Source organism: Pseudaeromonas sharmana, from assembly GCF_042649925.1.
In the GTDB taxonomy this organism is placed as follows: Bacteria; Pseudomonadota; Gammaproteobacteria; order Enterobacterales; family Aeromonadaceae; genus Pseudaeromonas; species Pseudaeromonas sharmana.
On record NZ_JBHSAF010000007.1, the window covers coordinates 96,905 to 123,366 of the forward strand.

The 26,462-nt window shown below is 56.7% G+C and carries 27 protein-coding genes; 7 read left to right on the forward strand and 20 right to left on the reverse strand.

Annotation, left to right across the window (positions count from 1 at the left end; genetic code table 11):
* Nucleotides 1-20 precede the first annotated feature (20 nt).
* The 3 genes from glnL (at nt 21) to add (ending at nt 3,609) form a co-directional block, all read left to right on the forward strand.
* Complete coding sequence (glnL, locus tag ACFOSS_RS08125) at nt 21-1,073, forward strand: nitrogen regulation protein NR(II) (protein ID WP_377151761.1); 1,053 nt, start codon at nt 21-23, stop codon at nt 1,071-1,073.
* Between the two features lie 9 nt (nt 1,074-1,082).
* On the forward strand, nt 1,083-2,495 hold the full coding sequence (glnG, locus tag ACFOSS_RS08130; RefSeq protein ID WP_377151763.1) for a nitrogen regulation protein NR(I): 1,413 nt from the start codon (nt 1,083-1,085) through the stop codon (nt 2,493-2,495).
* Between the two features lie 109 nt (nt 2,496-2,604).
* Nucleotides 2,605-3,609: an adenosine deaminase gene (add, locus tag ACFOSS_RS08135; protein WP_377151765.1), complete on the forward strand. Its 1,005-nt coding sequence runs from the start codon at nt 2,605-2,607 to the stop codon at nt 3,607-3,609.
* Between the two features lie 89 nt (nt 3,610-3,698).
* On the opposite strand, the gene ACFOSS_RS08140 is transcribed toward add, so the two are convergent.
* From ACFOSS_RS08140 to yihI, 4 genes are all read right to left on the reverse strand, one after another.
* A complete protein-coding gene (locus ACFOSS_RS08140) occupies nt 3,699-4,166 on the reverse strand; it encodes an outer membrane lipoprotein (protein WP_377151767.1) in 468 nt (155 codons plus the stop codon).
* Between the two features lie 132 nt (nt 4,167-4,298).
* Nucleotides 4,299-5,411, reverse strand: coding sequence for an alanine dehydrogenase (gene ald, locus ACFOSS_RS08145; protein ID WP_377151769.1), 1,113 nt, complete (start codon nt 5,409-5,411; stop codon nt 4,299-4,301).
* 344 nt (nt 5,412-5,755) lie between these two features.
* A complete protein-coding gene (gene hemN, locus ACFOSS_RS08150; RefSeq protein WP_377151770.1) occupies nt 5,756-7,165 on the reverse strand; it encodes an oxygen-independent coproporphyrinogen III oxidase in 1,410 nt (469 codons plus the stop codon).
* Between the two features lie 3 nt (nt 7,166-7,168).
* On the reverse strand, nt 7,169-7,750 hold the full coding sequence (gene yihI, locus ACFOSS_RS08155; protein ID WP_377151772.1) for a Der GTPase-activating protein YihI: 582 nt from the start codon (nt 7,748-7,750) through the stop codon (nt 7,169-7,171).
* A gap of 186 nt (nt 7,751-7,936) precedes the next feature.
* On the opposite strand from yihI, the gene ACFOSS_RS08160 reads away from it, so the two are divergent.
* Together ACFOSS_RS08160 and ACFOSS_RS08165 are read left to right on the forward strand one after the other, a co-directional pair.
* Nucleotides 7,937-8,158 carry a hypothetical protein gene (locus tag ACFOSS_RS08160; RefSeq protein WP_377151774.1) on the forward strand — a complete coding sequence of 74 codons (222 nt, stop codon included), beginning with the start codon at nt 7,937-7,939 and terminating at the stop codon, nt 8,156-8,158.
* 139 nt (nt 8,159-8,297) lie between these two features.
* Nucleotides 8,298-8,999: a DUF3334 family protein gene (locus ACFOSS_RS08165; protein WP_377151775.1), complete on the forward strand. Its 702-nt coding sequence runs from the start codon at nt 8,298-8,300 to the stop codon at nt 8,997-8,999.
* 84 nt (nt 9,000-9,083) lie between these two features.
* Here the strand turns inward: ACFOSS_RS08165 and ACFOSS_RS08170 are convergent, their stop codons facing one another.
* The gene (locus ACFOSS_RS08170; protein ID WP_377151776.1) at nt 9,084-9,692 is read right to left on the reverse strand and encodes a DNA-J related domain-containing protein; all 609 of its coding nucleotides are present in this window, start codon (nt 9,690-9,692) and stop codon (nt 9,084-9,086) included.
* A gap of 125 nt (nt 9,693-9,817) precedes the next feature.
* On the opposite strand from ACFOSS_RS08170, the gene yihA reads away from it, so the two are divergent.
* Nucleotides 9,818-10,465, forward strand: a complete 648-nt coding sequence (gene yihA / locus ACFOSS_RS08175; protein ID WP_377151777.1) for a ribosome biogenesis GTP-binding protein YihA/YsxC — start codon at nt 9,818-9,820, stop codon at nt 10,463-10,465.
* A 515-nt stretch (nt 10,466-10,980) separates the two neighbouring features.
* On the opposite strand, the gene polA is transcribed toward yihA, so the two are convergent.
* From polA to ACFOSS_RS08190, 3 genes are all read right to left on the reverse strand, one after another.
* Nucleotides 10,981-13,704: a DNA polymerase I gene (polA, locus tag ACFOSS_RS08180; RefSeq protein WP_377151778.1), complete on the reverse strand. Its 2,724-nt coding sequence runs from the start codon at nt 13,702-13,704 to the stop codon at nt 10,981-10,983.
* Between the two features lie 397 nt (nt 13,705-14,101).
* The gene (locus ACFOSS_RS08185) at nt 14,102-14,767 is read right to left on the reverse strand and encodes a 7-cyano-7-deazaguanine/7-aminomethyl-7-deazaguanine transporter (RefSeq protein ID WP_377151779.1); all 666 of its coding nucleotides are present in this window, start codon (nt 14,765-14,767) and stop codon (nt 14,102-14,104) included.
* Nucleotides 14,768-14,921: 154 nt separating this feature from the next.
* Nucleotides 14,922-15,176 (reverse strand): hypothetical protein, encoded by a 255-nt coding sequence (locus tag ACFOSS_RS08190; RefSeq protein ID WP_377151780.1) that lies wholly within the window; start codon nt 15,174-15,176, stop codon nt 14,922-14,924.
* 179 nt (nt 15,177-15,355) lie between these two features.
* On the opposite strand from ACFOSS_RS08190, the gene ACFOSS_RS08195 reads away from it, so the two are divergent.
* On the forward strand, nt 15,356-16,390 hold the full coding sequence (locus tag ACFOSS_RS08195; protein WP_377151781.1) for a transglycosylase SLT domain-containing protein: 1,035 nt from the start codon (nt 15,356-15,358) through the stop codon (nt 16,388-16,390).
* Here ACFOSS_RS08195 and ACFOSS_RS08200 read toward each other — a convergent pair.
* The 12 genes from ACFOSS_RS08200 to flgL all read right to left on the reverse strand — a co-directional run bounded on the left by ACFOSS_RS08200 (nt 16,387) and on the right by flgL (nt 26,458).
* Complete coding sequence (locus ACFOSS_RS08200; RefSeq protein WP_377151782.1) at nt 16,387-16,812, reverse strand: hypothetical protein; 426 nt, start codon at nt 16,810-16,812, stop codon at nt 16,387-16,389. The genes ACFOSS_RS08195 and ACFOSS_RS08200 overlap by 4 nt on opposite strands.
* A 23-nt stretch (nt 16,813-16,835) precedes the next feature.
* The gene (locus ACFOSS_RS08205; protein WP_377151783.1) at nt 16,836-17,768 is read right to left on the reverse strand and encodes a flagellar motor protein MotB; all 933 of its coding nucleotides are present in this window, start codon (nt 17,766-17,768) and stop codon (nt 16,836-16,838) included.
* Between the two features lie 3 nt (nt 17,769-17,771).
* Entirely contained in the window at nt 17,772-18,629 is an 858-nt protein-coding gene (gene lafT, locus ACFOSS_RS08210) for a lateral flagellar motor stator protein LafT (RefSeq protein WP_377151784.1), read from the reverse strand.
* A 9-nt stretch (nt 18,630-18,638) separates the two neighbouring features.
* Nucleotides 18,639-19,313, reverse strand: a complete 675-nt coding sequence (locus ACFOSS_RS08215) for an RNA polymerase sigma factor FliA (protein ID WP_377152001.1) — start codon at nt 19,311-19,313, stop codon at nt 18,639-18,641.
* A 59-nt stretch (nt 19,314-19,372) separates the two neighbouring features.
* Nucleotides 19,373-19,837 (reverse strand): flagellar basal body-associated FliL family protein, encoded by a 465-nt coding sequence (locus ACFOSS_RS08220; RefSeq protein ID WP_377151785.1) that lies wholly within the window; start codon nt 19,835-19,837, stop codon nt 19,373-19,375.
* Between the two features lie 20 nt (nt 19,838-19,857).
* Entirely contained in the window at nt 19,858-20,955 is a 1,098-nt protein-coding gene (locus tag ACFOSS_RS08225; protein WP_377151786.1) for a flagellar hook-length control protein FliK, read from the reverse strand.
* Complete coding sequence (locus tag ACFOSS_RS08230) at nt 20,946-21,272, reverse strand: hypothetical protein (protein WP_377151787.1); 327 nt, start codon at nt 21,270-21,272, stop codon at nt 20,946-20,948. Before ACFOSS_RS08230 ends, ACFOSS_RS08225 begins: the two co-directional genes overlap by 10 nt.
* A 239-nt stretch (nt 21,273-21,511) precedes the next feature.
* Entirely contained in the window at nt 21,512-21,907 is a 396-nt protein-coding gene (fliS, locus tag ACFOSS_RS08235; protein ID WP_377151788.1) for a flagellar export chaperone FliS, read from the reverse strand.
* An 11-nt stretch (nt 21,908-21,918) separates the two neighbouring features.
* On the reverse strand, nt 21,919-23,229 hold the full coding sequence (fliD, locus tag ACFOSS_RS08240) for a flagellar filament capping protein FliD (protein WP_377151789.1): 1,311 nt from the start codon (nt 23,227-23,229) through the stop codon (nt 21,919-21,921).
* A 110-nt stretch (nt 23,230-23,339) separates the two neighbouring features.
* Nucleotides 23,340-24,212 carry a lateral flagellin LafA gene (lafA, locus tag ACFOSS_RS08245; protein WP_377151790.1) on the reverse strand — a complete coding sequence of 291 codons (873 nt, stop codon included), beginning with the start codon at nt 24,210-24,212 and terminating at the stop codon, nt 23,340-23,342.
* Between the two features lie 334 nt (nt 24,213-24,546).
* On the reverse strand, nt 24,547-25,551 hold the full coding sequence (locus tag ACFOSS_RS08250; protein ID WP_377151791.1) for a hypothetical protein: 1,005 nt from the start codon (nt 25,549-25,551) through the stop codon (nt 24,547-24,549).
* 10 nt (nt 25,552-25,561) lie between these two features.
* Entirely contained in the window at nt 25,562-26,458 is an 897-nt protein-coding gene (gene flgL / locus ACFOSS_RS08255; protein ID WP_377151792.1) for a flagellar hook-associated protein FlgL, read from the reverse strand.
* Nucleotides 26,459-26,462: the final 4 nt, after the last annotated feature.

The window sequence follows — 26,462 nt, forward strand, 5'->3', positions numbered from 1 at the left end:
CCAATATAGGGAGAGTCGTCGTGAACACCCGACCGGAACTGCAGGGAACATTGCTCGACAATCTGCTGACCGCGGTCATCCTGCTGGATAGCACGTTGACAGTTCGCTACGTCAATCCGGCAGCCGAACAGCTTCTTGGGATCAGTGCTCGCCGTTTGCTACAACAATCACTCGACCAGGTCGTTGAGTACACATCGCTGGATCTGGACCGACTGCGCACTGAACCTCGTCAGGGACAGGGTTTCACCGACAGCGAAGTCACTCTAGTCGTCGATGGGGATCCCAAACTGGTGGATGTCAGTGTGGTTACCATCAATGAAGAAGCCCCGCATCTGATTCTGATGGAGCTGCGTAAAATTGATCAACAAAAGCGCATCAGCCAAGAACTGCAACAACATGCCCAACAGCTGGCAGCCCGGGATCTGGTCCGCGGGTTAGCACACGAAATCAAGAACCCATTGGGTGGTTTGCGTGGCGCGGCTCAGCTACTGGAAAAGGCTCTGCCGGATGCACAGCTGAAAGAGTACACCGGCATCATCATCGCTCAGGCCGATCGGCTGAGGAATCTGGTCGATAGGCTGCTTGGACCACAGCGGCCAGGACGCCACCAGGTTCACAACGTTCATTCTGTGATGGAACAGGTCCGCCGCCTCGTAGAACTCGAACTCCCTCCCGGCATTCGAATCGAGCGGGATTACGATCCCAGCATCCCCGACTTCGAAATGGAGCCGGATCAATTACAGCAGGCGTTTTTGAACATTGTCCGCAATGCAGTCGAAGCCATGGGCGGTGAAGGGGTCATCAGATTAAAAACCCGTACCGTGTTTCAAATTACCATTCATGGAAAACGTTACCGTCTGGCGGCCGAGATCAAGATTATCGATAACGGCCCGGGCATTCCGGAAAACATTCGGGACACCCTTTTCTATCCCATGGTCACCGGGAAAGAAGGAGGGACAGGACTTGGCCTGTCGATTGCACAGAACCTGATCGATCAACATAAGGGACGCATTGAGTGCGTCAGCTGGCCGGGACATACCGAGTTCAGTATCTATTTACCGCTTCGTAAGTAAGGGATAAACATGGCTGCCAAAGTCTGGATTGTCGATGACGACAGCTCAATTCGCTGGGTTCTGGAAAAGGCACTCAGCTCGGAAGGCTTCGAATGCCAGAGCTTCGAAGATGGGGAAAGTCTGCTAGATCAGCTCGATTTGGATGTTCCGGATGTCATCGTATCGGATATCCGCATGCCCGGTATCGACGGCTTGTCCCTGCTGCAGCTGATTCAGGAAAAACAACCGGATATGCCGGTCATCATCATGACTGCTCACTCCGACCTCGATAGTGCCGTCAATGCCTATCAAAGTGGTGCCTTCGAATACCTGCCCAAACCCTTTGATATCGATGAGGCAGTTGCATTAGTGCGTCGTGCAGATAGCCATCTGCGCGAACAACGAAATAAGCGGCGCAATAAGCTCCAAGCGATTGCCAATGCTCCTGAGATCATTGGCGAAGCGCCGGCCATGCAAGAGGTCTTCCGTGCCATTGGCCGCCTGTCTCGTTCCTCCATTTCAGTACTGATCAATGGTCAATCCGGTACCGGTAAGGAACTGGTCGCACATGCGTTGCACAAGCACAGCCCACGTGCCGCGAAACCGTTTATCGCCTTGAACATGGCGGCCATTCCGAAAGAATTGATCGAATCGGAGTTGTTCGGACATGAAAAGGGCGCCTTTACCGGTGCCAACAATGTCCGTCACGGCCGCTTTGAACAGGCCAATGGTGGAACCCTGTTTCTCGATGAAATCGGAGACATGCCACTGGATGTCCAAACCCGTCTGCTGCGGGTACTGGCCGATGGTCAGTTTTACCGTGTCGGTGGACATCAACCGGTTCAGGTGGATGTCCGGATTATTGCCGCAACACACCAGGATCTTGAACGACGAGTAGCAGATGGTGATTTCCGCGAAGATTTATTTCATCGCTTGAATGTCATCCGTATTCATATACCGTCATTGCGTGAACGGCGCGAGGATATCCCCCGCTTGGCCAGTCACTTCCTGGTGCGCGCAGCCAAAGAGCTGAACGTTGAAGCCAAGATGTTGCATCAGGATACCGAATCCTACATCAGTCGACTGCCCTGGCCGGGTAACGTGCGCCAACTGGAAAACGTCTGCCGCTGGCTAACCGTCATGGCATCAAGTCAGGAGGTGCTGGTTTCCGACTTGCCTCCGGAGTTGTTACATCCTGCGGAGGAGCGCCCCGTCACGCGCGAGCAAGTCTCGATGCGCTGGCAGGATCAGCTGCAACACTGGGTCGCGCAGAAGCTCGCCAGAGGTGAAGTGGATATTCTGGGTGAAGCGCTACCGGAGTTTGAACGCATCATGCTCAACACCGCGTTGCAACATACCCATGGCCACAAGCAGGAAGCCGCCAGACTGCTCGGCTGGGGACGTAACACGCTGACGAGAAAGCTCAAGGAACTCGACATGTGAAAAACGCTTGCTGTCGCCGTTATGTAAAATAACGCTGCGGCAGCGGGCGACGTCCGCTTATCCTGACGTTAAAATCGATACCATATCGATAGCCACAGGATAGACCGATATGTTCGATGCCCGTTTTCCCCTGATAGATCTGCACCGCCATCTTGATGGCAACATCCGTCCGCAAACCATTCTCGATTTGGGGCGGCAGCACAACCTGGTGTTACCCGCCTCGTCACTGGCAGAGCTGATTCCACACGTCAGAATCGTGGAAAATGAACCCAGCCTGGTGGCCTTCCTGAACAAGCTCGATTGGGGCGTCAAGGTGCTGGCCGATTATGACGCCTGCCGGCGTGTCGCCTACGAGAACATCGAAGACCTGCAACTGGCCGGCATCGATTATGCTGAATTGCGTTTCAGCCCCGGCTATATGGCCATGACCCATGGTCTGGATCCTTCTGCCGTCGTGGAAGCGGTCATTGATGGTGTGCAGGCGGGTTGCCGGGACTTCAACCGTCAGGCCAATCTCATTGGCATTATGAGCCGGACCTTTGGACAAGAGGCATGCCACCGGGAGCTTGATGCCTGCCTCGCTCATGCCGACCAGTTCGTTGCCCTCGATTTGGCGGGTGATGAACTGGGGTTCCCCGGACCACTGTTTGAAGCACATTTCAGCCGAGTCCGCGATGCCGGCTTGCGCATTACAGTCCATGCCGGAGAGGCCGCAGGAGCAAACAGCATCTGGCACGCGATCCGCCGCTTGGGCGCCGAGCGCATTGGACATGGCGTCAAGGCCATCGAAGACCCGGTGTTGATGAACTACCTGGCAGAACAAGGGATAGGCATTGAGACCTGTCTGACGTCAAATATTCAGACCAGTACTGTACCCAGTTACCGTCAGCATCCGGTACGACACTTTCTCGAGCATGGCATCCTGGCATGCCTCAATACCGATGATCCTGCAGTTGAAGGCATTGAACTTGCCCACGAATATCATGTCGCCGCCCCTGCCGCAGGCCTCACCACGGCACAGATACAGCAGCTGCAGCAGAATGCACTAACACTGGCGTTTCTGGACGACGCAAGTAAACGCGCCTTGTGTGATAAGGTCGGTCAATCGAGCTGAACCGCAGAGAACAACAAGCCGACCACAGAAGGCAACAAGGGCGCCGCAATGGGCGCCCTTGTTCTTCACACCGTTTGCGCGCCGGATGATCAGTCCACCAGCCCGACATTGGTCTTGCCTTGAGACTGGACAATGCGCACCCGCTTGCCCGCAACCAACTTGGGATCGGCTTTTTGCACAACAACAATGCTGTCGCCGTTTTCTTTTCTGATTTCCAGCTCGACACCATCAACCTGGTTCAGCTTGTCTCCGGCCGCTTTACCCGCAGCAGCACCACCGATTGCGCCTGCGACGGTAGCAATATCCTGGCCTTTTCCTCCGCCCACGGCACTGCCTAACACGCCACCCAACACACCACCCGCCAACGTCCCCAGAACGGAGTCTTCACCGTCCTGAATCTTCACCGGCCGCGTCGAGGTGATAGTGCCGTAGGAAACGGTCTGCACCGTTTTAGCTTGTTGCGCCGTGTAAACGTCTCCGGAGAAATTATCGCTGTTAGCACAACCAGCCAGCGCGACCAAGGTACCCAGAGCCAGTACGCCAATATGCTTTTTCATCTGAAACGCTCCTCATCTTCCAAACCGGACTGACTCCAGCAAAAGCAGTCCGGTCCATATTACTACTGAGTTTAGCCCAGACAAGTCGCAAGGCAGTCACTGGCTCAACGGCAGCTCAACCAGACTATAAACTCATCCCAGTAACGTCATCGGCTCAACAAATGGGACCGCCAGTGAACCGGCAACACCTGCATGCGTGATATGACCACGACACACATTCAGTCCATTTCGCAGATGGGGATCATGACGCAAGGCCGCTTCGCCCTGATCAGCCAAAGCCAGCACGAAAGGCAGAGTGGCATTATTCAATGCAAAGGTTGAGGTTCGCGGTACCGCGCCAGGCATGTTGGCAACACAATAGTGAATGACCCCTTCCACTTCATAGGTTGGCTCATCGTGTGTGGTGGCCCGCGAAGTTTCAAAACAGCCACCCTGATCAATGGCAACATCAACCACGACAGAACCGCGCTTCATCTTCGGCAGCAGATCACGGCTCAGCAGCTTAGGAGCGGACGCTCCGGGGACCAGAACCCCACCGATGACCAAATCCGCATCCAGCGCATGCTGCTCTATGGCATCCTGAGTTGCATATTGGGTATTGATAGCAGTTCCATACTGCTTCCACAGATTACGCAGGACATCGACATTGCGATCCAGCACCCACACTTCCGCGCCCATACCAGAAGCGATCATGGCCGCGTGAGAACCAACTACGCCACCACCGAGGATCACCACTTTCGCCGGTGGCACTCCCGGTACCCCACCTAGCAACACGCCAAAACCGCCATGGGGCTTCTCCAGAAAATAGGCACCCGCCTGGATCGCCATACGACCCGCGACCTCGGACATCGGCGCCAGTAACGGGAGTCCTCCTGTAGCAGACGTTACGGTCTCATACGCCACACAAGTCGCACCACTGGCCATCAACGCCTTTGCCTGCTCGGGATCCGGAGCCAGATGCAGATACGTAAACAACAGCTGACCAGGTCTCAGTAGAGCACACTCTTGCAGTTGAGGCTCTTTGACCTTCACGATCAGCTCGCTACGTGCAAATACCTCCTCGGCAGAGGAAACCACTTCTGCTCCGGCTTGCATGTAATCGGCATCGCTGACCCCGATGCCAACACCCGCAGAGGCTTCCACCAGCACACTGTGTCCACGCGCCGTCAATTCGCGCACGCTGGCCGGGGCAAGCCCCACACGATACTCTCTGACCTTGATCTCCTTTGGTACTCCGACAATCATATTTCCTCCTGCCGACAGCGGCGTCACATCATTAATATTGGCATAACAACCAAAATCAGCCCTTTCACCTGAGATAAAACTTAATACCCAGTTGATAGAGCTACCCTCTGTCTTAAATTCAGCAATAGATATGCCAACAAGGTAACTAAATGTTTTATAAGGATTTTTATTTTTGGCGGAGAGAATAGATCGGATTCTCGCACTTAATAAGCCAGCGAATCACCAAAATAGAACACCAATATGTCGCGCACACAAAAACAAAAGCCACTGCCAAAATCGATAATGGCAGTGACTTTTACTAAGAATTGCAATTTAAATGGGATTTTATTCCGCAAACCTAGACATCAAATCACTCGAGAAAACTGCTGTTGTCGAGCACGCTCCCGCAGGTAAACGTCGAAGCACATGCAGATATTACGGATCAACAAGCGGCCAGTAGAGCTGACGCGGATCCCGGACGCATCCACACTGACCAGACCGTCATGGACAAACGGCGCCAATAGCGCCAGATCCGTGGCAAAATACTCCGCAAAACAGATGCCAAAACGCGCCTCAATCGCGGCGTAATCCAAATGGAAATTGCAGATCAGTTGCTTGATCACTTCACGGCGCAGCAAGTCATCCGCAGAAAGCGCGCACCCCTTCCACTGCGCCTGGCCCTGAGCCTCGATCGCCGCATAATAAGTCTTGAGATCTTTCTGATTCTGCGAATACGCATCACCCAACATGCTGATTGATGACACCCCCAGGCCCAGCAGATCACACTCCCCCTGAGTGGTATACCCCTGGAAGTTGCGATGTAACTTCCCTTCCCGTTGCGCTACGGCGAGCTCATCATCCGGCAACGCGAAATGATCCATCCCTATATACTGGTAGCCCTGCTCCGTGAGATAGGAGATGGTGTCCTGCAACATGGCCAATTTCTCAGCGGCGGGCGGTAACTGTTCTTCACGAATCTTGTGTTGACCGGCAAAGCGTGACGGCAGGTGGGCATAGTTGAAAATCGACAGCCGTGCGGGCCGAAGTGCAACCACCTGTTCCAGCGTATGTTGAAAGCTGGCTCGGGTCTGCAACGGTAACCCGTAGATTAAATCGAGGTTCGTGGAACGGAATCCCAGTTCACGCGCACGAACCAGGAGTGCACGAATAAAATCGTTATCCTGCACCCGGTTAACCGCTTGCTGTACCTCAAGGTTGAAATCCTGCACTCCAAAGCTCAAGCGGTTAAAACCCACCTCGCGCAGCACATCCAGCAAGGAGATATCGATCTCGCGCGGGTCCACCTCGATGCTGAATTCGCCTTCACTAGCCAGATTGAAGTGATGTCGCAACATCGTCATCAATTGCCGGATCTCATCCGCATTGAGATAGGTTGGCGTTCCGCCACCCCAGTGCAACTGCGTCACGCTACGTTGCGCAAACAAACGGGCCATCTGCGCCATTTCCTTGTCCAGATAGGTCAAGTACTCAGCCGCTTTCTGGGTCTGGCGCGTCACGATTTTGTTGCATGCACAGTAATAGCAAAGCATGTGACAAAACGGGATATGCACATACAGCGACAGCGGCCGCTGTGGATATTGGCTGGCCGCCCGCAAGAATTGCGGGTAATCAAACGCCTCGCTGAATTCAAGCGCGGTCGGATAGGAGGTATAACGTGGACCGCTGTAATTGTATTTTTGAATCAGCGCCTCATCCCACACAACTTTGTCATACTGCACTGCATCGCCTCCCCCGCCAACACGACGGGACAACATGGATTACTTCTTATAGTCAGGATCCAGCTCGCTCGGATCAAAGTCGTCGTCAATAAAGCGCTGCAGCAGATCCTCCGGAGTGGATGGTTCATCCTCGTCGTCGTCTTCAATGCCCAATGCATTGGCCAACTGCTGGTGACGCTCCAGTTGCGCATCCAGCCATACCTGGTCAGCTGCAACCAAGGTTTCCCCGCCATCGAGCTTGTCGAGTAACAAATTCAGACGCTCATCGTTCTCGATGGCTTCCATCTCCTGCTCCAATGCCCGCAACCGCTTCTTCTCTTGTTCAGCGGCGAGTTTGAGCGGATCCTGGGCCGGTTTGGTCTGGGGTTTCGCCACGTTCGCCGGCTTCTCGACAACCAGCGCCACCGGCTTGCGGGAGCCTACCCGGGGATCTTTTGCCTGCCCAGAGGTTCCCTTCTTCTGATTGGCATTTTCCGCAGCCTGCCGGTTACCCGGCTTGAGCCCTTTTCGCTTGGCTTCCCGCTTGCGCTCGCGCCCCGCCAGGGCACTCTCCTGAGACTCTTTCTTCTTGAACGATTTGCCCTTTGTGGTCGCTGGTTGGGCTTTCTGCGTGACAGCCATGCTGCTCTCCGGAAGTGTTGTTGCTCATTCCGCCTCACGGCGGCCTATAGGTTCAATATTGTGACATGAAAGCGACCCGCGCCCAACTTCCGAGCCGATTACGTGATTCCTGACCCGGATCGATACATGACAGCGGCGATTCAGGTATGCTGCCGGCCTGCCTTCTTATTTAGTGATGGAGCGGCCATGAGCCAACTGCGTGCCCCCAAGCCTTTGCTGTTTCTCGATATTCTTGGATCCATTCTGCTGCTATGGGGACTGATTGAACATTTTGGCTGGGCGCAGTTGATGCCCGAAGCCTGGCGTTTTCCGTATTATCAGCCTGTGCTGCTGGTGACCGGGTTATTGTTGATCGCCCCGTATCAGTTTTTCATCGTCGTCGACGCGCTGCGTCAGCGTCGTCGCTAATGGAATCGGCAAGAAAATGGGCAGGATCCCACTCTTGCCACTACCATTTTGTCATAATCACCTGACGTTCACCTGTGCCTGCCCAGTCTGACGTGAGAGACTTGGCCGCACTATCCTCGCAGTCGCCGGAAACCCTGTCATGATGAAATCCAATAAAAAGAGCGCTCCTATCAGTACTGAAGACATCCTGCTCAAGCTGTGTCATTCCGTCACCAGCGTGCTTTCCGAAGCCACGCACCACGAAATCAACTATTCGCCGATGGTTCAGCGCATCAGCAAGACCTGTCTGCGCCCGGATATCGGATGTTTTGTTCTGTTCGATGGCGCCTTCTCCGGTCTGGTTGTGATCAATTTCACCGCCGCGGCCGCACTGGAGGTATACCAGAATTATTTGGTCAATATGGGCATCCCGAAAGAAGAGTTGGCGACCCTGCATACCTCAGATGAGGTCGGAAACGTCATGGGTGAATTGATGAACCAGATCCTAGGTGATTTTACCAGCAAGGTTAGTCAGGAGCTGCATACCTCGATCAGTCAAAGTCAGCCAAAGATGCTGACCCTGAACAAACAGGTACTGATTTCGGTGGACACCAATCTTGACCGCCCGCAGGCACGCCGCGTCTCTTTCTATACCGAGAAGAACAACATCTTCTACATGGAGCTGGCCATGGATAAGACCGAATTCATCCAGCTGCACGACTTTGAACGCCACGAAGAGGTGGATCCGGATAGCCTGCTGCAAAGCATTGCCAATGGCGAAAATCCTAATGCCACCTCGACACAGAACATAGAAACCCGCAACGATGACCATGACGATTTGCTGGCCTCTCTGGGTCTCTAATCCTGCATAGACAGCAACATCAAACCGCCGAGGCGGTTTGATGTGTCGTCACCCACTCTCTGTACGCAACTGAATTCATCTGATTCAATAACCTGTTTCCGGCATGACAGGCACGAGCTTATCGTCATCAACTTTCAGCCGAGCCCAAGCCTGACGGATACGCAGAAAGCGGCCGACATCACCACCCCGATCCGGATGGTGACGCAATGCGAGTCGCTTCCAGCTACGCCGAATTTGCGCACTGGTCGCCGACTCGTCGACTTCCAGCAACCGGCACGCTTCAGCCCGCGTCAATTGATAGCAGACAACCCGTTCAGCATAGTGATGCCAGAACGAGTTCAGTAACGTCTGAACTTCATCCAGATCAGCCTGCTCGCAATTCGTCCAATCCAGATAGTAACTCGCCAGCGGATCCGCAGGTGCCGGCAATGTGGGACTGTGGCAGGGACGCAATTGCAGGTCCAGTGGCACAACATCAAGCCAGTATCCTTGGGGCAACAGCAGTCGCTGCAAGTGATAGAGCGCATTCATCAGGAGAAAGTTGGTTCGAAACAGCGCCAGTTCCTCTGGCACAGGCCACTGCGGCAGCAACTGCTGTGTTTTTAACTCCAGCATCAGTTCATGCAGCTTCCAGCGCTGACCTTGCCGTAGCAGAGTCAAGATCGGTTCCAGCAGCGGGTTGTCCTGCTCCATTCCACCTCCTGTGCCGCCGTAATGCACCATGACGACTTCAGTATGCTACTATATGCGCACCGTCATCTGGCCTCGACAGACACACGGCCAACCGTTTTATCTTCTAGCTCAATGGGAATTCTACCTTGGAAACGCCAACTCTGAACTTCCGCAAGGTTCACTTTGTCACCAGTGCCCCTGATATTCGTCATCTGCCAAGCGATGATGGTGTCGAAGTGGCCTTTGCCGGTCGCTCCAATGCTGGCAAGTCTTCCGCGCTGAATGCCCTGACCCAGCAAAAGAACCTGGCCAGAACCAGTAAAACCCCAGGTCGCACCCAGCTCATCAATCTGTTTGAGGTCGAGCCAGGCAAACGTCTCGTCGACTTACCAGGCTATGGGTATGCCCAGGTACCGGAGGAGATGAAGCGCAAATGGCAGGCCTCGCTTTCCGAGTATTTGCAGAAGCGCAGTTCGCTCAAAGGATTAGTCCTGCTGATGGACATCCGCCATCCCCTGAAAGATACCGATCGTCAATTGCTGGGCTGGGCAAGCGGAAACGACTTGCCCGTTTTGGTCCTGCTGACCAAAGCGGACAAGTTCAATGCCGCACCGCGCAAGAACATTGTTCAGCAAGTTCGCCGCGACGTCCTCGAATTCGCTGGTGATATTCGGGTGGAGCCTTTCTCTTCACTAAAAGGCATTGGCATTGATCGCCTGGCCAGCATCCTCACCGACTGGTATTTGAACCCGTCACTTGATGACCTCTCAGCCTCCCTTGACGACACACTCTGATCGTCGGCCATAAAAAAACCGCCAGACGCTATGCTGGCGGTCGTGAGACGAATAGCTCAAATGGGGAGAAGCAAATCCACGTTCAGCCTGGCAGCCAAACACGGATGCTGATCTTCACTATAGCACTGCCCCAAAACTAAATGAAGCAAATGCTCTATCTCTGGCCACGCGCGCAATAAAAAAGCCCCGACGATCACTCATCGGGGCGGCTATCTAGCCTGACTATGTCAAACAAAACAAAAGGTTTGCAAGATAGAACATCTTACCTCTGTACCCTACGCCCTCACTCTACCGCCAGGCCATGTACCAGGAAAAGTGCTTTTTGACAGCGCCAGCCGGGCAAAATGCCAAGGCGTGATTGGTACCCTTTTCATTTTCCAATCGTTGCGCAAAAAAAAACCTCCGCAAAGCGGAGGTCGACAAAGTGGTCCAATTTCAGCTATTAAGTTAGTCCACTGAATTGGAAAAAAGTTCACCAGGATCCGGATCTTTTTTGCGATCCTGCCGGCGGAACATCAATGTGCCTGTTCCCAGTTATCGCCCACACCGATTCCCACCTCTAAAGGTACCGCCAGGCTGGCCGCCTCCACCATCTGCTGACGTAGCTCAGGCAGCAAGGCGTCGACGCACTCCTCCCGAACCTCGAACACCAGTTCATCGTGAACCTGCATCAACATACGGATCGCCCCCGGCGGCGTTGTCTCTATCCAGGCGCTGACTTTCAGCATGGCACGCTTGATGATATCGGCCGCGGTACCCTGCATCGGCGCATTGATCGCAGCGCGCTCCGCCGCTTTGCGCACCGCCTGGTTGCGCGCCTTGATATCCGGTAGATAAAGTCGGCGGCCAAACAGGGTTTCGACATATCCTTGTTCTTCGGCCTGCTGCCGGGTTCGCTCCATGTAGGTCAACACCCCCGGGTAACGGGCAAAATAGCGATCCATATACAGCTGGGCCTCTGCGCGGCTCATCCCCAGTTGCTTGGCCAGACCGAATGCGCTCATGCCGTATATCAGACCAAAGTTGATCGCCTTGGCGTTACGACGCTGAGCGGTGGTCACCGCCGCCAGGGGCAGACCGAGGATCTCGGCGGCCGTGGCGCTATGAATATCCTGTCCGCTGGCAAACGCCTGCAGCAGCCCCTCATCTGCGGATAGATGTGCCATGATGCGCAGCTCAATCTGCGAATAATCCGCTGCGACCAGCTTGTAACCTGGCGCGGCAACGAATGCCTGGCGAATACGGCGTCCCTCCTCGCTGCGAATTGGGATGTTCTGCAAATTCGGGTCGCTCGATGACAGCCGCCCGGTGGCGGTGACCGCCTGGTGATAGCTGGTATGCAGCCGGCCGGTACCAGGATTGACCATCAACGGAAGTTTCTCGGTATACGTCGACTTCAACTTGGCCAGCGTTCTGTGCTCCATCAGCAACTTTGGCAACGGATAGGTTTCGGCCAGTTCGGCCAACACCTCTTCCGCCGTTGATGGCGCGCCTTTCGGTGTCTTTTTCAGTACTGGCAGCCCCTGTTTTTCGAACAGAATTTCCCCCAGCTGTTTAGTGGACGACAAGTTAAACGCCTGCCCTGCCAACTGGTGCGCCTCCGTCTCCAGTTCAGACAGCCGCTGTTCGATCTGAGTCGTTTGTTGCTGCAACAACGGAATGGAGATCAGGGCTCCGGCACGTTCCATGTCTGCCAATACCGGCACCAGGGGGGCCTCGATCTCCCGATACACAGTCGACAATGTCGGCTCGGCCTCCAGCCGCGGCCACAAGGTTTGGTGCAGACGCAAGGTAATATCCGCATCCTCGGCGGCGTAAAATGCCGCTTTGTCGAGCTCTATCTGGTTGAAGGTCAGCTGCTTGACACCCTTGCCGGCAATCTCCTCGAACGTCACTGTCTTGTAACCCAGATAGGTGGCGGCCAGGTCATCCATGTTGTGACGGGTGGCCGTCGAGTTCAGCACATAGGATTCGAGCATGGTGTCATACGCGATGCCACGCAGCGTGATACCGTAGTTGCGCAGCACGTTACGATCAAATTTCAGATTCTGACCAATCTTCAGTATGTCGGCCGCCTCCAGCAGCGGCGCCAGACGCGACAAGACCCAGTCGGTAGACAACTGAGGCGGCGCGCCAAGGTAATCATGGGCCAATGGCAGATAGGCGGCTTCCCCGGGAGCAACCGCAAAGGAGATGCCCACCAGCCGTGCCTGCATGTAGTCCAGGCCATCGGTTTCGGTATCGAAGGCAAATGTCCCGGCCTGTTGCAGACGCTGGAGCCATGCATCAAACTGTGCTTCATCCAAAATCGTGTCGTAGTGCACCTCAATGTGCGTTACAGCCTGCGGCTCGGCGGGTGTATCACCCAGCTCTTCGATCAAGCCCTTGAACTCCATCTCGCGATACAGCGTCTGCAGTGCCGCCACATCCGGCGCCGGCCGACCTATGTCAGCCGGACCGACAGCCAGCTCAACATCCGTCTTGATGGTCGCCAACTGGCGCGACAAGCGCACAACCGCCTCCTGCTCACGGAACTTGTCGGCAAAATTCTTGCTGCCGCGAAAACCCAGCGCCGCGACCTCATCCAGGCGATTGGCAATGTCGTCGATGCCACCAATGCCCTGCAACAGCGCCACAGCCGTCTTCGGACCCACGCCAGCCATGCCGGGAATGTTATCGCTGCTGTCTCCCATCAATGCCAGATAGTCGATGATCAGCTCAGGCGGGACGCCAAAACGATCGATCACCCCTTGGCGGTCGGTCATCTCGCCTTTCATGGTGTCAATCAGGGTCACATGCGCAGACACCAACTGGGCCATGTCCTTGTCACCGGTACTGATCAGAATATCGATTTGCTGCTCTGTCGCCTGGCGCGCCAGGGTACCAATCACATCATCGGCTTCCACGCCCGTCACCATCAGCAGCGGTAGCCCCATGGCGCGGACAATGGCATGAATGGGTTCAACCTGTTCTCGCAGGTCATCCGGCATCGCCGCCCGATTGGCCTTGTACTCCGCATACAACTCATGGCGAAAACTCTTGCCTTTGGCATCGAAGACCACGGCAACAGGAGAGTCCGCATACTGTTTGAGCAAGCTACGCAGCATATTGGTCATCAGACGTACCGCACCGGTCGGACGTCCGGCTGCGGTGCGCAAGTCGGCTTGTTGGGAGGCAAAAAAAGCGCGGTAGAGGTAAGAGGAACCATCTACCAGAACGAGAGGAGCAGGGCTGGACATGCAACTTACCTGTCAGATTTTGAAGTGAGGCTAGGATGCCATAGCCATCGGATGGCAGCTATGTTGTCAAACTGTGGATATCGTTATCAAGCTGTGGATATCTCTGTTGAGAAAAAAGCACGATTCGCGGATCTGTGCTTTAACTCGATAAAGCTGAAGAATTTTTAGTATAAAAATCAAATAAATAACAAACAAAGGATCAGGATCTAAACAAGATCCTGATCCATGTCAATGTGGAAAAAATTGGTGGCCGCAGAAAAAAACCGCGTCAGAAACCTGGCCGGATCGAGTATCGAAATGGACAAGGCCGCTATTCTCCGCACTTTTCAGGGTAAAGAAGTGCGGGTGATCACAAAGTAAGCACGACTGAATTCGCAAGACTCATTTCAACGGAATCTCATCGCATCGTGCCTGTCGACAGCACAAATGACTGCGACCCCAGCAACTTGCGCATCAGATACCGCAACAGTACACCGTAGGCTGGAACAAAAAGTCCCAAACTAATCAGCAACTTCACACCATAATCGACACTGGCAATCTCAACCCAGTGTTCGGCCATAAATGCATCCGGGCTACGCCAGAACGCAATGCCAAAAAAGGCGATGGTATCGAGCAAATTCCCCAACAGTGTGGAAGCCGTCGGCGCCACCCACCAGGCCCGGAGTTGGCGCAGCCGGTTGAAGACAGACACATCCAGAATCTGCCCCAGCAGGTAGGCCATAAAACTGGCACAGGCGATCCGCGCAACAAACAGATTGAACTGCCCGAGCTGTTCCCAACCCTGAAACGCGCCGTTGAAAAATAACGCGCCCAATAAATAGGAGATCAGCAGCGATGGCAGCATGACGCAAAAGATAATGCGTCTGGCCAATTCGGCCCCAAAGATCCGCACCGTCAGATCGGTCGCCAGAAAGATAAATGGAAAGGTGAACGCACCCCAGGTGGTGTGCAATCCGAACAGCGTCATCGGCAACTGAACCAGATAATTGCTGGCAGCGATGATGACGACGTGAAACAACGACAGACGCCATAGCGCCTGACGGTACTGATGCGAAGTAACCATGATGTGTCCTTTTTAATGGGTCATTGAATCACGGGGTGAGGGAACCCGTATCGCCTGCCGGATCGTTTCAGGATCCCGTCCTGCGGACAGGAGGATCCGGCAGCGAGGGGGCGCATTATACGCACTGACGCCCCAGTCTCAAGCATAATCTGGACTAACCACGAATGATAAACACGTAGAGCATCAGGCTGCAGAACAGCACGGCGCCAATTAATACCGGATAGACGATATAACCGTCCGTCTGCCGCCGGGCACGCCGCACCGTCAGACGACACAGCAGCAGGTTATAGGCAATGCACAGCAGCGACACCAAAACCGCCAGACCTGCCGGCAAAAGAGAAATATGGGCGGCATAGAGATATAGCAGCCAATAATTCAGCAGAATCAAATACAGAAGCAACTTCTGCACTCCATCTGCGCGCACGGGGACTGTCTTGCTATTCGGCGGCATGCTTCTTGTGGGATGAGGGTGTTACAGAGTAATAGCGACAAAACCTGGAAAAAACTGTGCCGCCGCTTTGGCTTTTTACCAAGCGGCCGTGATCGGCACGCTGGTACGTCACCAGAGCCTCTGGCACACTGCTGGCCATGACCTGGCGCATACTGTTTTTCATCCTGTTGCTGGCATGTCCATTCCGTCATGCCGTAGCGGCTTACCCGCAACGCGACTGGCTGTCGATTTATCCCCCGCTGTTAACGGCCGATGCCAGAGCGCGCATCGATCGTGAGCGTCAGTTTCTGTTACGGCACAAGGGTTATCTGGAAGCTCGACTGCGCACCGCACAACCGCTGATGCGCCACATCGCCGCGGAAGTCGACGCCAGAGGCTTGCCCAGCATAGTCATTCTGCTGCCATTTATAGAGAGTGGTTACCGCCTGGACGTCGTCTCCTCCGCCGGAGCCGCCGGCCTCTGGCAGTTGATGCCAGCAACAGCCCAGCGATTCACGGTACCGATGCAGCCAGGGTTCGACGGCCGTTACTCCTTGCCTCTGGCAACCGACGCGGCGCTGAGTTACCTCAGCTGGCTGAACCAGCAATTCAACGGCGACTGGTTGCTGACGCTGGCGGCCTACAATGCCGGCGAAGGCAGGATCCAGCGCGCCCAACAGGAGCAGGCGCAAATGAGCTATTGGCGACTGCTGCTGGCCGATGAAACACTGCGCTATGTCCCGCGGCTGCTGGCGTTGGCGGAGTTGATTCAGTATCCGGAACAACATGGCCTGAGTCTGCCGGACTGGCAATCCGGGGCAAACCTGATGCTGCGTCGCCTGACGGGGCCCTTGTCACTGGCGCAACTGGCCGCCGAGGAAGGATGGGATGAACGCCAGTTGGCAGCATTGAATCCGGCATTCCGCCAGCCCGCGCTGTCTGCTGGCAGCAGCCAGCTGTTACTGCTGCCCAGCCAACACACGCAGCCACGCCGCGATACACCGGCTACCACGCTAAAACCCGGTCTGGATCTGAGCGCTATCGCACCGCTGCTCCCGCTTGACGGGTTGCAGGATCCGCTGCTGCTGCAAGGCTCCCACGGCCTGGACATGCAGGGACGCCCCGCCCCCACGGCAACCATCAGCCAGGACCCGCTTGGCGTCAGCAAAGCAGGTCCGCGGGTCATTCCCTAGTCGGAGACGGCAACGGGGTCGCCCAAGTCCCAACGGCGCATCACAGATTCGATTTGCTGAGGCTTGCACTGAAACCAGCGCACCCCATAGAAACAGAGCAACGGCTCGATCGGCCGCCGATGCAGTACATCGCCCGCCAGCAGGGTCACGTCATCAAATTGAATGAGGATGCGCTTTGGCACGATCAAGCGCACAGGGGCCAGGAACCCCGCCCCTCCCAGGCTGATATCCTTGACGATAATTCGCCCCAACAGATGATCCCGAAAAAAACCGGGGGTCAGCAACTGCGCCGGCAAACCACTGCTTTGGCGGTCAAACGGGGTTTCACCATCGTGAAAATAGAGACGCGGGGTCTCACGACGCCCGGGCCCCAACTCCTCCACCCACTCCACCACTTGCGGTTTCAGGGAACGTCCGCTCACTTGATTCTCTCCCAACGGATACCTTAACGCGCCTGCAGCTGGCGAGCCTGTTGCTGTGCCTGTTCCTGCTGACGGACAAACAGCGCCGCCAAATCCTGGCGCGCGGCATCCGTCAGCACCAGTAACTCGATGCGACGGTTGGCGCTGCCTTTCGGATTCTGGCTGTCTTCGAGCATGGTATCGGCCATGCCGACCACCTGGGCCACACGCTCCGCAGGCATGCCACCTGCCAATAGCACGCGACGCGCCATCATGGCGCGATCCGCAGAAAGCTCCCAGTTGCTGTAGTTTTCGCCGGCAAACGGTGTGCTATCGGTATGGCCGGAGACCATCACCGGATTCTCCACCCGCTGAAAAACCGGCGCCAACGCCATCAACAGATGGTGAAAGAAGGGGGTAATCCGACTGCTGCCACGGGCATACATCTCGCGCTGTTCATCGTCGCGGATCAGGATACGCAACCCCTGGGGCACTATCTGCAACTGCAGGTTGTCACGGGCCTGCATATCCTCGCCCATCTTTTCAATAAACCCTGCCAGCAGCGCCATCTCCTTGGGCGTGTCATAACGTCCCTTCAGTAGACTGTCATACCCTTCTCCGGCCTTTTGCCGGCCATCGTGGCGCGCCTTGGTCAACGGCTTGGGTTGTCCGTCCGGCGTATATTGCGGCGCAATCTCCTCAATCACCGAAGGATTGCCTTCAAAGTCGACGGGATAAGGGCTATTGCGAATATCGAATGGGTTGGCTTCATTGTCGAGAATGCTGTAATCGCGCAACCGGCTGGCCACCACCTGGCGCTCCTCCTGATTCGACACCGCCAGGATCCAGAGCACCAGAAACAACGCCATCATCGCCAACGTGAAGTCGGCAAAGGCCACCTTCCAGGCCCCGCCACCCTTGGGTTGGCTATTGCGCCGTTGCTGGCGCTTGACGATTATCTGCTCGACATTACGCATGGATTACATCGCCCTGTTACTGACCCACTCTTCCATCTGCAAGAAGCTGGGTTTGACATCCGGCTCCAGCACCTTGCGGCCAGCATCGATCGCCAGCAAGGGACTCTTGCCACGCAATTGCGCCAGCAACACCGACTTGATGCACATCAGCAGCGAAATACGGCGCTTCACCAGCTCCTCCATGGCGCTGCTGGCCGGCTCCAGCAGGCAGTAGCAGAGGAAGATGCCGATAAAGGTTCCCACCAGCGCCGCCGCAACGTGTACGCCTATGCCCCCCAAGGGGCCGTCCAGTTGCTGCATCGTGATGATGATCCCCATTACCGCGGCGAGAATGCCAAAGCCAGGACAAGCTTCACCCGTCTTGTGCAGCGCATGAGCCGGCTTGAGCATCTCCTCCTCCATGACCATGATCTCCTGATCCAGCAGGGTTTCGAATTCATGAGGGCTGATCTTGCCCATGCCCATCAGGCGCAAGTTGTCGGTAATGAATCCCAGCAGCAGCGGATTCTCGGCCACTTCCGGATACATCAGGAACACAGAACTCTGTTGTGGATTTTCGATGTGCTCGTCCAGCGCCTTCATCCCTTTCTGGCGTGTCTCCTCCAGCAGGTGATGCATCAGTGTCAGCAGTTCGCGGTACAGCTCGCCCTGCGCTTTTTGCGGACGAATAACCTGCTTGACCTGAGTCCACATCTCGTGGAGTACCTCTTTGGAGTTACCGATGATCAAGGAGCCAGCCGCCGCACCGAGAATGATGATCAGCTCTGCCGGTTGCCACAGTGCGATCAGACGGCCGCCCGCCATCAAAAAACCACCGAGAACGCAGACCAGGACCACACCTATGCCAATTTGTTTTTGCATCACCACTCCTTACAACAGATCAGCCAGTAACTGATTCAGGTGGGCTACACACTGTTTGTGCAGCTGACAAACTCGTGACTCGGTCAATCCCAGCACCAACGCAATTTCTTTCATATTCAGCTCATGCTGGTAGTAGAGGGTCAACAGCAGCTGTTCGCGTTTGTCCAGGCGATCCAGCACCTGGCGCACCGCACGCTGTTGCTCAAAGCGACGGATGGCGCAATGTTCCTGCTGCGGCTGATGAATACCATCTGCCAGCAGCTCATCCAGGCTCTGCATCGCTTCGGCCTGGCTGGCATACAGCAGCTCACGCACCTCATCGAGCGAAACCTGCATCTCATCGGCCAGCTCCTGTTCACTGGCCGCACGCCCCAAACGGTTGTAGAGCGTTCGCGAGACGTGGTTGAAATCGTGGGCCTGCTGGCGTGTCTGGCGCGGGCGCCAGTCCTGTCGCCGTAACTCATCCAGCATGGCGCCGCGGATCCGCTTAAAGGCATAACTTTCAAACTGCCCATCCGGCTCGCCGCCGTAACGGCGCAATGCCTCCAGCAGCCCCATCATGCCGACCTGTTCCATGTCCTCGCGGTCAAAGCTGGCCGATACCTGGCTGCGCAGATGCGCGGCCGCCCGCTTCACCAGCGGGAGATAGCGCTGTATCCAACGCTGCTCCTGCACTGGGTTCATCGGGACAACAGGTCCCAGATCCGGGTTATCCCACTCACTGGCCGTCAACATGGTGTGTCCTACTGCAAGACCACCTTGGTTACCAGCACCTCATCAAGCGCTGGCTGGTAGCCGTAGTTGGAAATCGTCGCCGTCAGCTTGTTGCGCAACGCTTGCTGCAATTGCTCAATCTGCTGCAGATCCTTGCGCACCTGATCTACGTTGCGATGGCTAAAGAACTGCACCATGGCATTGCGAATCACCGGTTTAAGCGTATCGATCACCTCGAGCTGGGCCGGGTCATGGGTGACCAGGGCCAGCTCCAGCATCAGGTAATGGCTGTCTGTCTCGCTCTCCAGGCTGATGACAAACTTGTCCAGCGGCTTGAACAGCGGTTTTTGGCTCAGCTCAACGGGCTTGGGACCCAAGCCCAGCCAGGCCTTGATTTCGGTTTGATGGTCCATCGCCATCCAGGTTCCCACCGCTGTCAGGACGATGGTCAGCACAACAGCCAACAGGATCAACAACAGTCGTCCAATTCTCACTGGGTTACTCCTCTACCCTGCTACACCCGCGTATCCAGCCGCAGCCAATCGCCGCTGGATGCCTGTTCTTCTTCAGCGGAAGCCTGCCGCGAGCGTCGCCCGGTCAGCACCGCCTCTTCCTGCCACGGCAAGGCCTCGCGCCCCTGGCGCTCGCCTTGCCCGACATTGACATCCACACCGCCGCTATGATGCGGCGCCAACGCCATACGCAGGCGTTCCGTGCTCTGTATCAGCGCCTCACGCACCGCAGGATGCGCGGCGTTCAGCTGCACCGTGACCCGCTCCCCCTCGACGCGCACCGTCAGATCCAGCTTGCCTAGCTCTGGGGGATCGAGCCGGATGTGTGCCTGCTTGACCTGCTGATGCACTTGCATCTCGACGCGCTCCTTGAGCGTATCGACCAGTTGCTGCCCCCATTGCGCCGACTGATCCATCGGTAACGCCACCGGACTCCACTCCGCACGGCTGAGTGTCACCCCCTGGGGCGTACCGGCGGTCATAACCGGCACCGCGGCGAGCAGCGCCTCATGCCGGCTACCCTCACTGGCGGTGAGAGGTGCCGGCATCTGTGATTCCAGCGCGGGCAGCGGCGCGACGGCACCCGGCATCTGTGATTCCAGCGTCGCCCTGGTCATCGGCAACGCCGATACCAGAGACGCGGTTTCGGTGTGACGCAACGCGAACAATGCCTGGGTTGCGTCCGCCGTCTTCCCGGCCTGTTGGCCCGTACCCAGTACCGCCAACGAACGGACCTGCGGCAGCAGCACCGGCTGCCATGACAATAACAAGCCAGCCTCTTCGGCCAGCACATCGCCATCATGGTCGCTGGCCGAAGCGGTGGTGGGCTCTGGCAACGCAGCGTCATGCTGGCCCGTGTCGGTGCTCACCTCCGCTTGTGCCGTCACCTCCGGAGAGAGTAAAGACGCCGCGTCGCTCGCAGGTTCTGCCATCACCGCACCAGCCGTCACGTCGACCGGCTCCGCGAGCTGCGACCAGAGCCAATCCGAGCTAACGCTATCCGTGCTGTCAGCGGCCGCCGCAACCCCCTGCAGGCGTTGCTCGCCACCTGCCATGCCGGCATAGGCGGTCGTCGGCACGGACAAGGTATTCACAGCCATTCCCGACTCTCCTCGTATACGCGCAAGCCTTCGCGCTGGGCATTGAACCGGGCCATCTCCTGCTCCAGAACGCGACGAACCTCCCTCATCGACACCATCACGCTGTGATGCTGCGCCTGCAACCGGGCCAGCTCAGTGGCCAGCTGCCCCTTTACCGCCGGGTGCTGCCGCAGCAGTATCAGTCGTTGTGCGAGCAGGCTGTCCAGCTGCTGTACCTGTTGCCAATCAGCAGCGTCGGCACTGTCTCGCAGTCGCTGTGCCAATTGGTTCAACTCACAGCGCCAACGTGCCAGCACATCGTGTTCAGAATGGCCCACAATTCTATCCCTTCCTGACTTTATCCACTGGGTCTAGCAAATGCTGGGCCATAAAATAAATCCTTATAAATCAGGATAATGCACCACAAGGCATCGCAACACGGAAGTGAGCCTTCCCCCTGCGGCAATCACGTCATACCGGGTCTTCCGCTACCGCTCTGCGATAACAAAGCGACCAATCGACAGCAGAACTTGAAATAAAAAACGCCCCGGCAATGCGGGGCGTCGTAATGACGGCGTCAAGCGGCCCTGTGATCGGCCATCGCCTGCCAGCCGGTTCTCAGCTCGTTCAGGGTCTCGCGCACCCGCTGCAAAGCCTCCAGATCCTGCGACACACTGACGGCAAACAGCTGCTGACCACACCAGTCATACAGTCGGCGCAAGTTGGCAGCCAGATCTCCACCCTGCTCCATGTCCAGCGCGCTGTCGAGCCCACCCAGAATCTGCAGGCACTTGGTGATGGAGTGCCCCTTGCGCTCATACTGCCGCGCCATGATATGACCTTCGGCACGGGCCAGCTCATCCAGCAACCCATCCATCAACATCAGCACCAGCTGGTATGGATTGGCCGTTGCCGCACGCACCTCGGTGGCCGTCTGTTGATAGGCGCCATACCCCGGTTCGAATGAATTCATCCTCTACCCCATTATCCAAATAGCGAACTGGTTTGACTCATCTGCGTCATTACCGTATTCAGTTGCGTATATTGTGCCAGATAGCGATTGTACGCATTTTGCATACGCCGTTCATGACTCTCCAGACGAGAGTCCAGGCGCCGCTGGCTAGCATCAAGGCTATCCTTGCGCTGGCTGATGGAGCCACCACGCTTGGTAAACGGCTCCGTGATGGCGGTGAGGCGTTTTACCAGACCGTCATCGCCACTAAAGGCCTTGCTCAGCAATTCCGGATCGGCGGTCAACGCCTTGGTAAAGGCCGTCTCGTCGAGTGACAGCTTGCCATCGCGATCGGTCTTGATGCCGAGACTGGCGAGCGTCATGCCGTTGGGCAGATCGCGAATGCCGCTACGCAGCTGGCTCATCAAGCTGCGCACTGTACTGTCATTGGCCAGCAGTCCGGACTCATCGGTCGAGCTCTTGACCAGTTTGTTCAGCTCGTCAACCAGGGTGTTATAGCCGGTGACGAACTTCTTCAGCGCGTCGGTCATCGCCGTGTTGTCCTGCTCCACCGTCAGCTGTAACGGCGCCTCACCGGCGGCTTGCGCCTTGGTCAGGTTAATGGTCAGGCCATCGATCACATTCTCCAGCTTGTTGCTCGACGAGGTGATCAGCAGCGGGTTGGAGCCGCCCATCTCGACGATGGCGTCCTGTGCCTTGGTAATCTCGGTCGGTGCTGCAAACTTGCCGGCCAGGGTATCCGAGGCTACCGAGCCACCGGAGGTAAAGTTCGCCGTGATCGCCTTGGCGGTGCCGCTGCTGGTACTGGTCAGCACCAGATTGACTTCGCCGTTGCTGCGCACCAGGCTGGCCTTGACGCCGGGATTGTTACTGGCGTTATTGATCTGGCTGACCAGATCCTTGACCGTGGCATTCGCCGGCAAGGTGGAGAAATCGAGCTTCATCTCCTTGCCATCCACCGTCAGCGATAGGAAACCATCGCTCGGCAGCACGTCGGTTTCCGAGCTGAATTTGACACCCAGCTGATGAGACTGCGCCAACTGGCGCACGAACAGGCTGTACTGGCCGGAGATCGCCTTGCCATTGCTGCTCACCGTCATAAAACCATCTTGTGACAGCGTGCTCTTTTGTGCCTGCAACTTGGCCGTGCTGTTCAGATCCTTGAGCAGCGTCTGGAAGGTAGAGAGCTGGGTCTTGAGCGTGTCCAGTCCCTTGATCTGGTTCTTGATCTTGGTGCCCTGACTCTTCAGCAGGCTATCCATATTCGCACGCTCGGCCGCAACCAGCGTCTGGGCCATGGTGACCGGATCGATACTACTCATGCTGTGTTCCTCACGGTAACGGTGGGCTCAGAAGCGAGGAAAGCCGCCGCAACTGCGGCGGCTTTCCTCGACTCCCGCCGGGGTCAACGGACCCCGGCGTCTGCGGCGGATTAACGCAGCAGAGAGGTAACCAGACTGGTCATCTGGTTGGAGTTGGACAGTACGGACATACCGGCCTGCATCAGCATCTGGTTCTTGGTCATGCTGGTGCTTTCCGCAGCGAAGTCGGCATCCATGATGCGGCCCTTGGCTACGTCAGTGTTTTCCTTCATGTTGGACAGGTTGTTGACCGTGTGTTCCAGACGGTTGATGTTGGCACCGAAGGCAGAACGGGTGGCGGTGATGTCGTCCAGCAGGGTATCCAGCTTGCCCATGGCGGCTTGCGCCTTAGTCTGGTCAGCAATACCGTCGGTCTTGATAGCTGTATCGTCAATACCGCTGCCGGCAGTGCTACCAGTGACCTTCTTCAGGTTTTCAGCCAACGAACCCGCGGCAGTGCCCAACGACAGTTTCTCCGCGGAGGTACCACCGATCTGGAAGGTGACCGCACCTTCAAAGGCGCCACCCTTCAGCAGCTTCTTGCCACCGAACGTGGTGTTGTCGACGATGTTGTTCAGTTCAGAGGTCAGTTCCTTGAACTCGGCGTTCATCGCGGTCATGTCGCTGGAGCTGTTGGTACCGTTCGCAGCCTGGGTAGACAGATCCTTCATGCGTTGCACGATGTTGGTCATCTCTTCCATCGCGCCGTCAGCGGTCTGCATCATGGAGACAGCGTTCTGGGCGTTGTCCATACCGACCTTCTGGCCGCTGGATTGGGCTTGCAGACGGGTGGCGATTTGCAGACCGGCCGCATCGTCAGCTGCGCTGTTGATGCGCAGGCCGGTGCCCAGGCGTTGCATCGCGGTGGACAGCAGCTTGTTGGTGGAGTTCAGCTGGCTTTGCGTGACCAGAGAAGAGTAGTTGGTATGAATGGACAGACCCATGTTAGTGCTCCTTGAAGTTGTGGCGTCATCGCCTCATCTGACATGAAAGTAAGAGCGACCCGGGTGCAGAGAAAATTAAACGCCAATGCAAAATTTTTTTCCGCGCTGCGCGCTGCCGCACCAGATGCCGCCACGGGCGACCGTGCCGTGGCGATTACCACAAAAAAGCACTGCCAAATTGCACGGATTATTAAGTGATTTTTAATAATCCCGGCAGGGCATGACCCTGGCGGGACGTGACGGCGATTCAGAAGGACGCTGGGAAAGCAGACCGGGCGGGGCCCCGGTGGCAGTCGCACGACCACGGCATGCCGTGATACTGGCCGTAGCGCGGTTAACTCAGCAGCGCGACCACATCCTGGCGCGAAACATTGGCCTGGGTGACCAGAGCCGAATACCCCTGTTGGAAATCAGCGGCTGACAGCTGGCGCTGCAGCTCCTGCTGCAACTTTTGCAGTTCCTGTTCATTGACCTGGGTGGTGCGCTCCTTGACGCGCTCCAGCTGGGCCAACATCTGGCGACGGTATTTTTTCAGCTCCCGCATCGAACTTTCGATCGTGCCGAGCAACTTTTGCAACCGCTGTTGTTCCTGGTGCGATTCGCCGCGTGACAGGCCGTCGCTGAGCTTGGTCAGCTCGCCCTGTTCGGCGCTCAGCTTGATGGAGACCGGATTGCCTGCTGGCACCCGGATCCCTTCGCCACTGAACAGCACCGGCTCATCCAGCCAGCGGGCATCGCTTGATGGCACACTGAACAGCAGCTGCCCCTGCTCGTTGCGGCTGACCTGCAGCGGCGTCTCAGCCAGGGCTTGCTGCAGCTGTTCGACCACCTGCTCACCGCGGCTGTTGGCAGCGATCTCCACGCTCACCCCCTGCCCGGCAGACGGGAAAAACAGCCGCACCTTCTCGGCACTGGTTTTCGGACTCAGCAGGTCGACCTTGTCCAGACGGTACTGACGGCGAGACGGCTGCTCATCCAGCAGCTTGGGCGTCAGATCGCCGTTCAGCGGCCCCTCATCACCGGCCAGTTCCTGATCCAGCTTGGCCAGCTGTTCGCGGATCTGGCTGCCGGCCTGCTGGCTCTGCGACAGCTGACGTTCCAGCTGCTTGAGCTGGCGGTAGACCTGCAATAACGCCTGCTCGCTGCCCTGGGCGTCGGCAATTTTTTGCTGGGTGGCACCAATCAACGACCAGTTCGACAACCTTTCCAGATGTGGCAAACGACTGGAGCGTACCTTGCTGGTACGCCCCGTGCTGGCCTGCTCTGCACTGCTAATAGCGTCACTGCTGCGCGTGAGAGATTCGGTCACCCATCCTGACTGGGTACGGTTGATTTGCATGTCCGGTGCCTTAGAGGTAATTGAACAGCGACAGATTGTTTACTTTACCATAGGCCTGCTGGGTTACCTGCAAGGAGAGCAGCACATTGCTTAACTCGGTGGCGGCAGCGGAGTAATCCAGTGCCTCGATCTGGTTGCTGACCTCCTGACTGAACAGTTTCTGTTCGTCATGCGACTCATCCAGCTGATCCAGGGTGTTGATGCGAGCACCGACGCCGCTCTGCACCCGGGTCACGCTCTGCTGGGTGGCCGACAGCTGATCGAGCATGGCGCTCGCCAGAGCGGCCCCCTGGCCGGTCGGGTTGTCCAGCTCGCTCAGCAGGGCATCCATCTGGTTGAAGAAGTCGCCGTTGGCGAAGAACATGTCCGCTGCCGTGTCATTTGCGGCGATCGACACGCCTTGCGCCACCATGACATCACGCTGGTAGCCGTCACCTTGGTAGACATAGTTACCCGCCGCATCCTTGGCGATCGGCGCGGTTTTCACCTCGCTGCCGGAAAACAGGTAGGAGCCGTTCTCGTCGCGTGCATTGGCCAGATCCACCAGGCTGTCCTGCAACTGGCGCAGCTCGACGGCCATGGCTTCACGCTCGTCGTCGCCGTAGCTGCCGTTGGCGGCCATCTGTGTCAAATCCTGCATCCGCAGCAGCACATTGGACATGCTCTCCATCTGCACTTCGCCCTGCGACAGCTGGGTCTTGACCATGCTGATGTTGGCCTTGAACTGCGTCAAACTCGCCTGCTCCTTCTGCAAGCCAATCAGCTTCACCGCGCCGATGGGATCATCGGACGGCTGCAGGATCTTCTTGCCACTGGACATCTGCTGCTGCAGACGGCCGAAATCACGATAGTTGTTCTGCAAACTGCCGAGCATGGTTTGCTGGATCTGACCGGTACTGATACGCATCGTC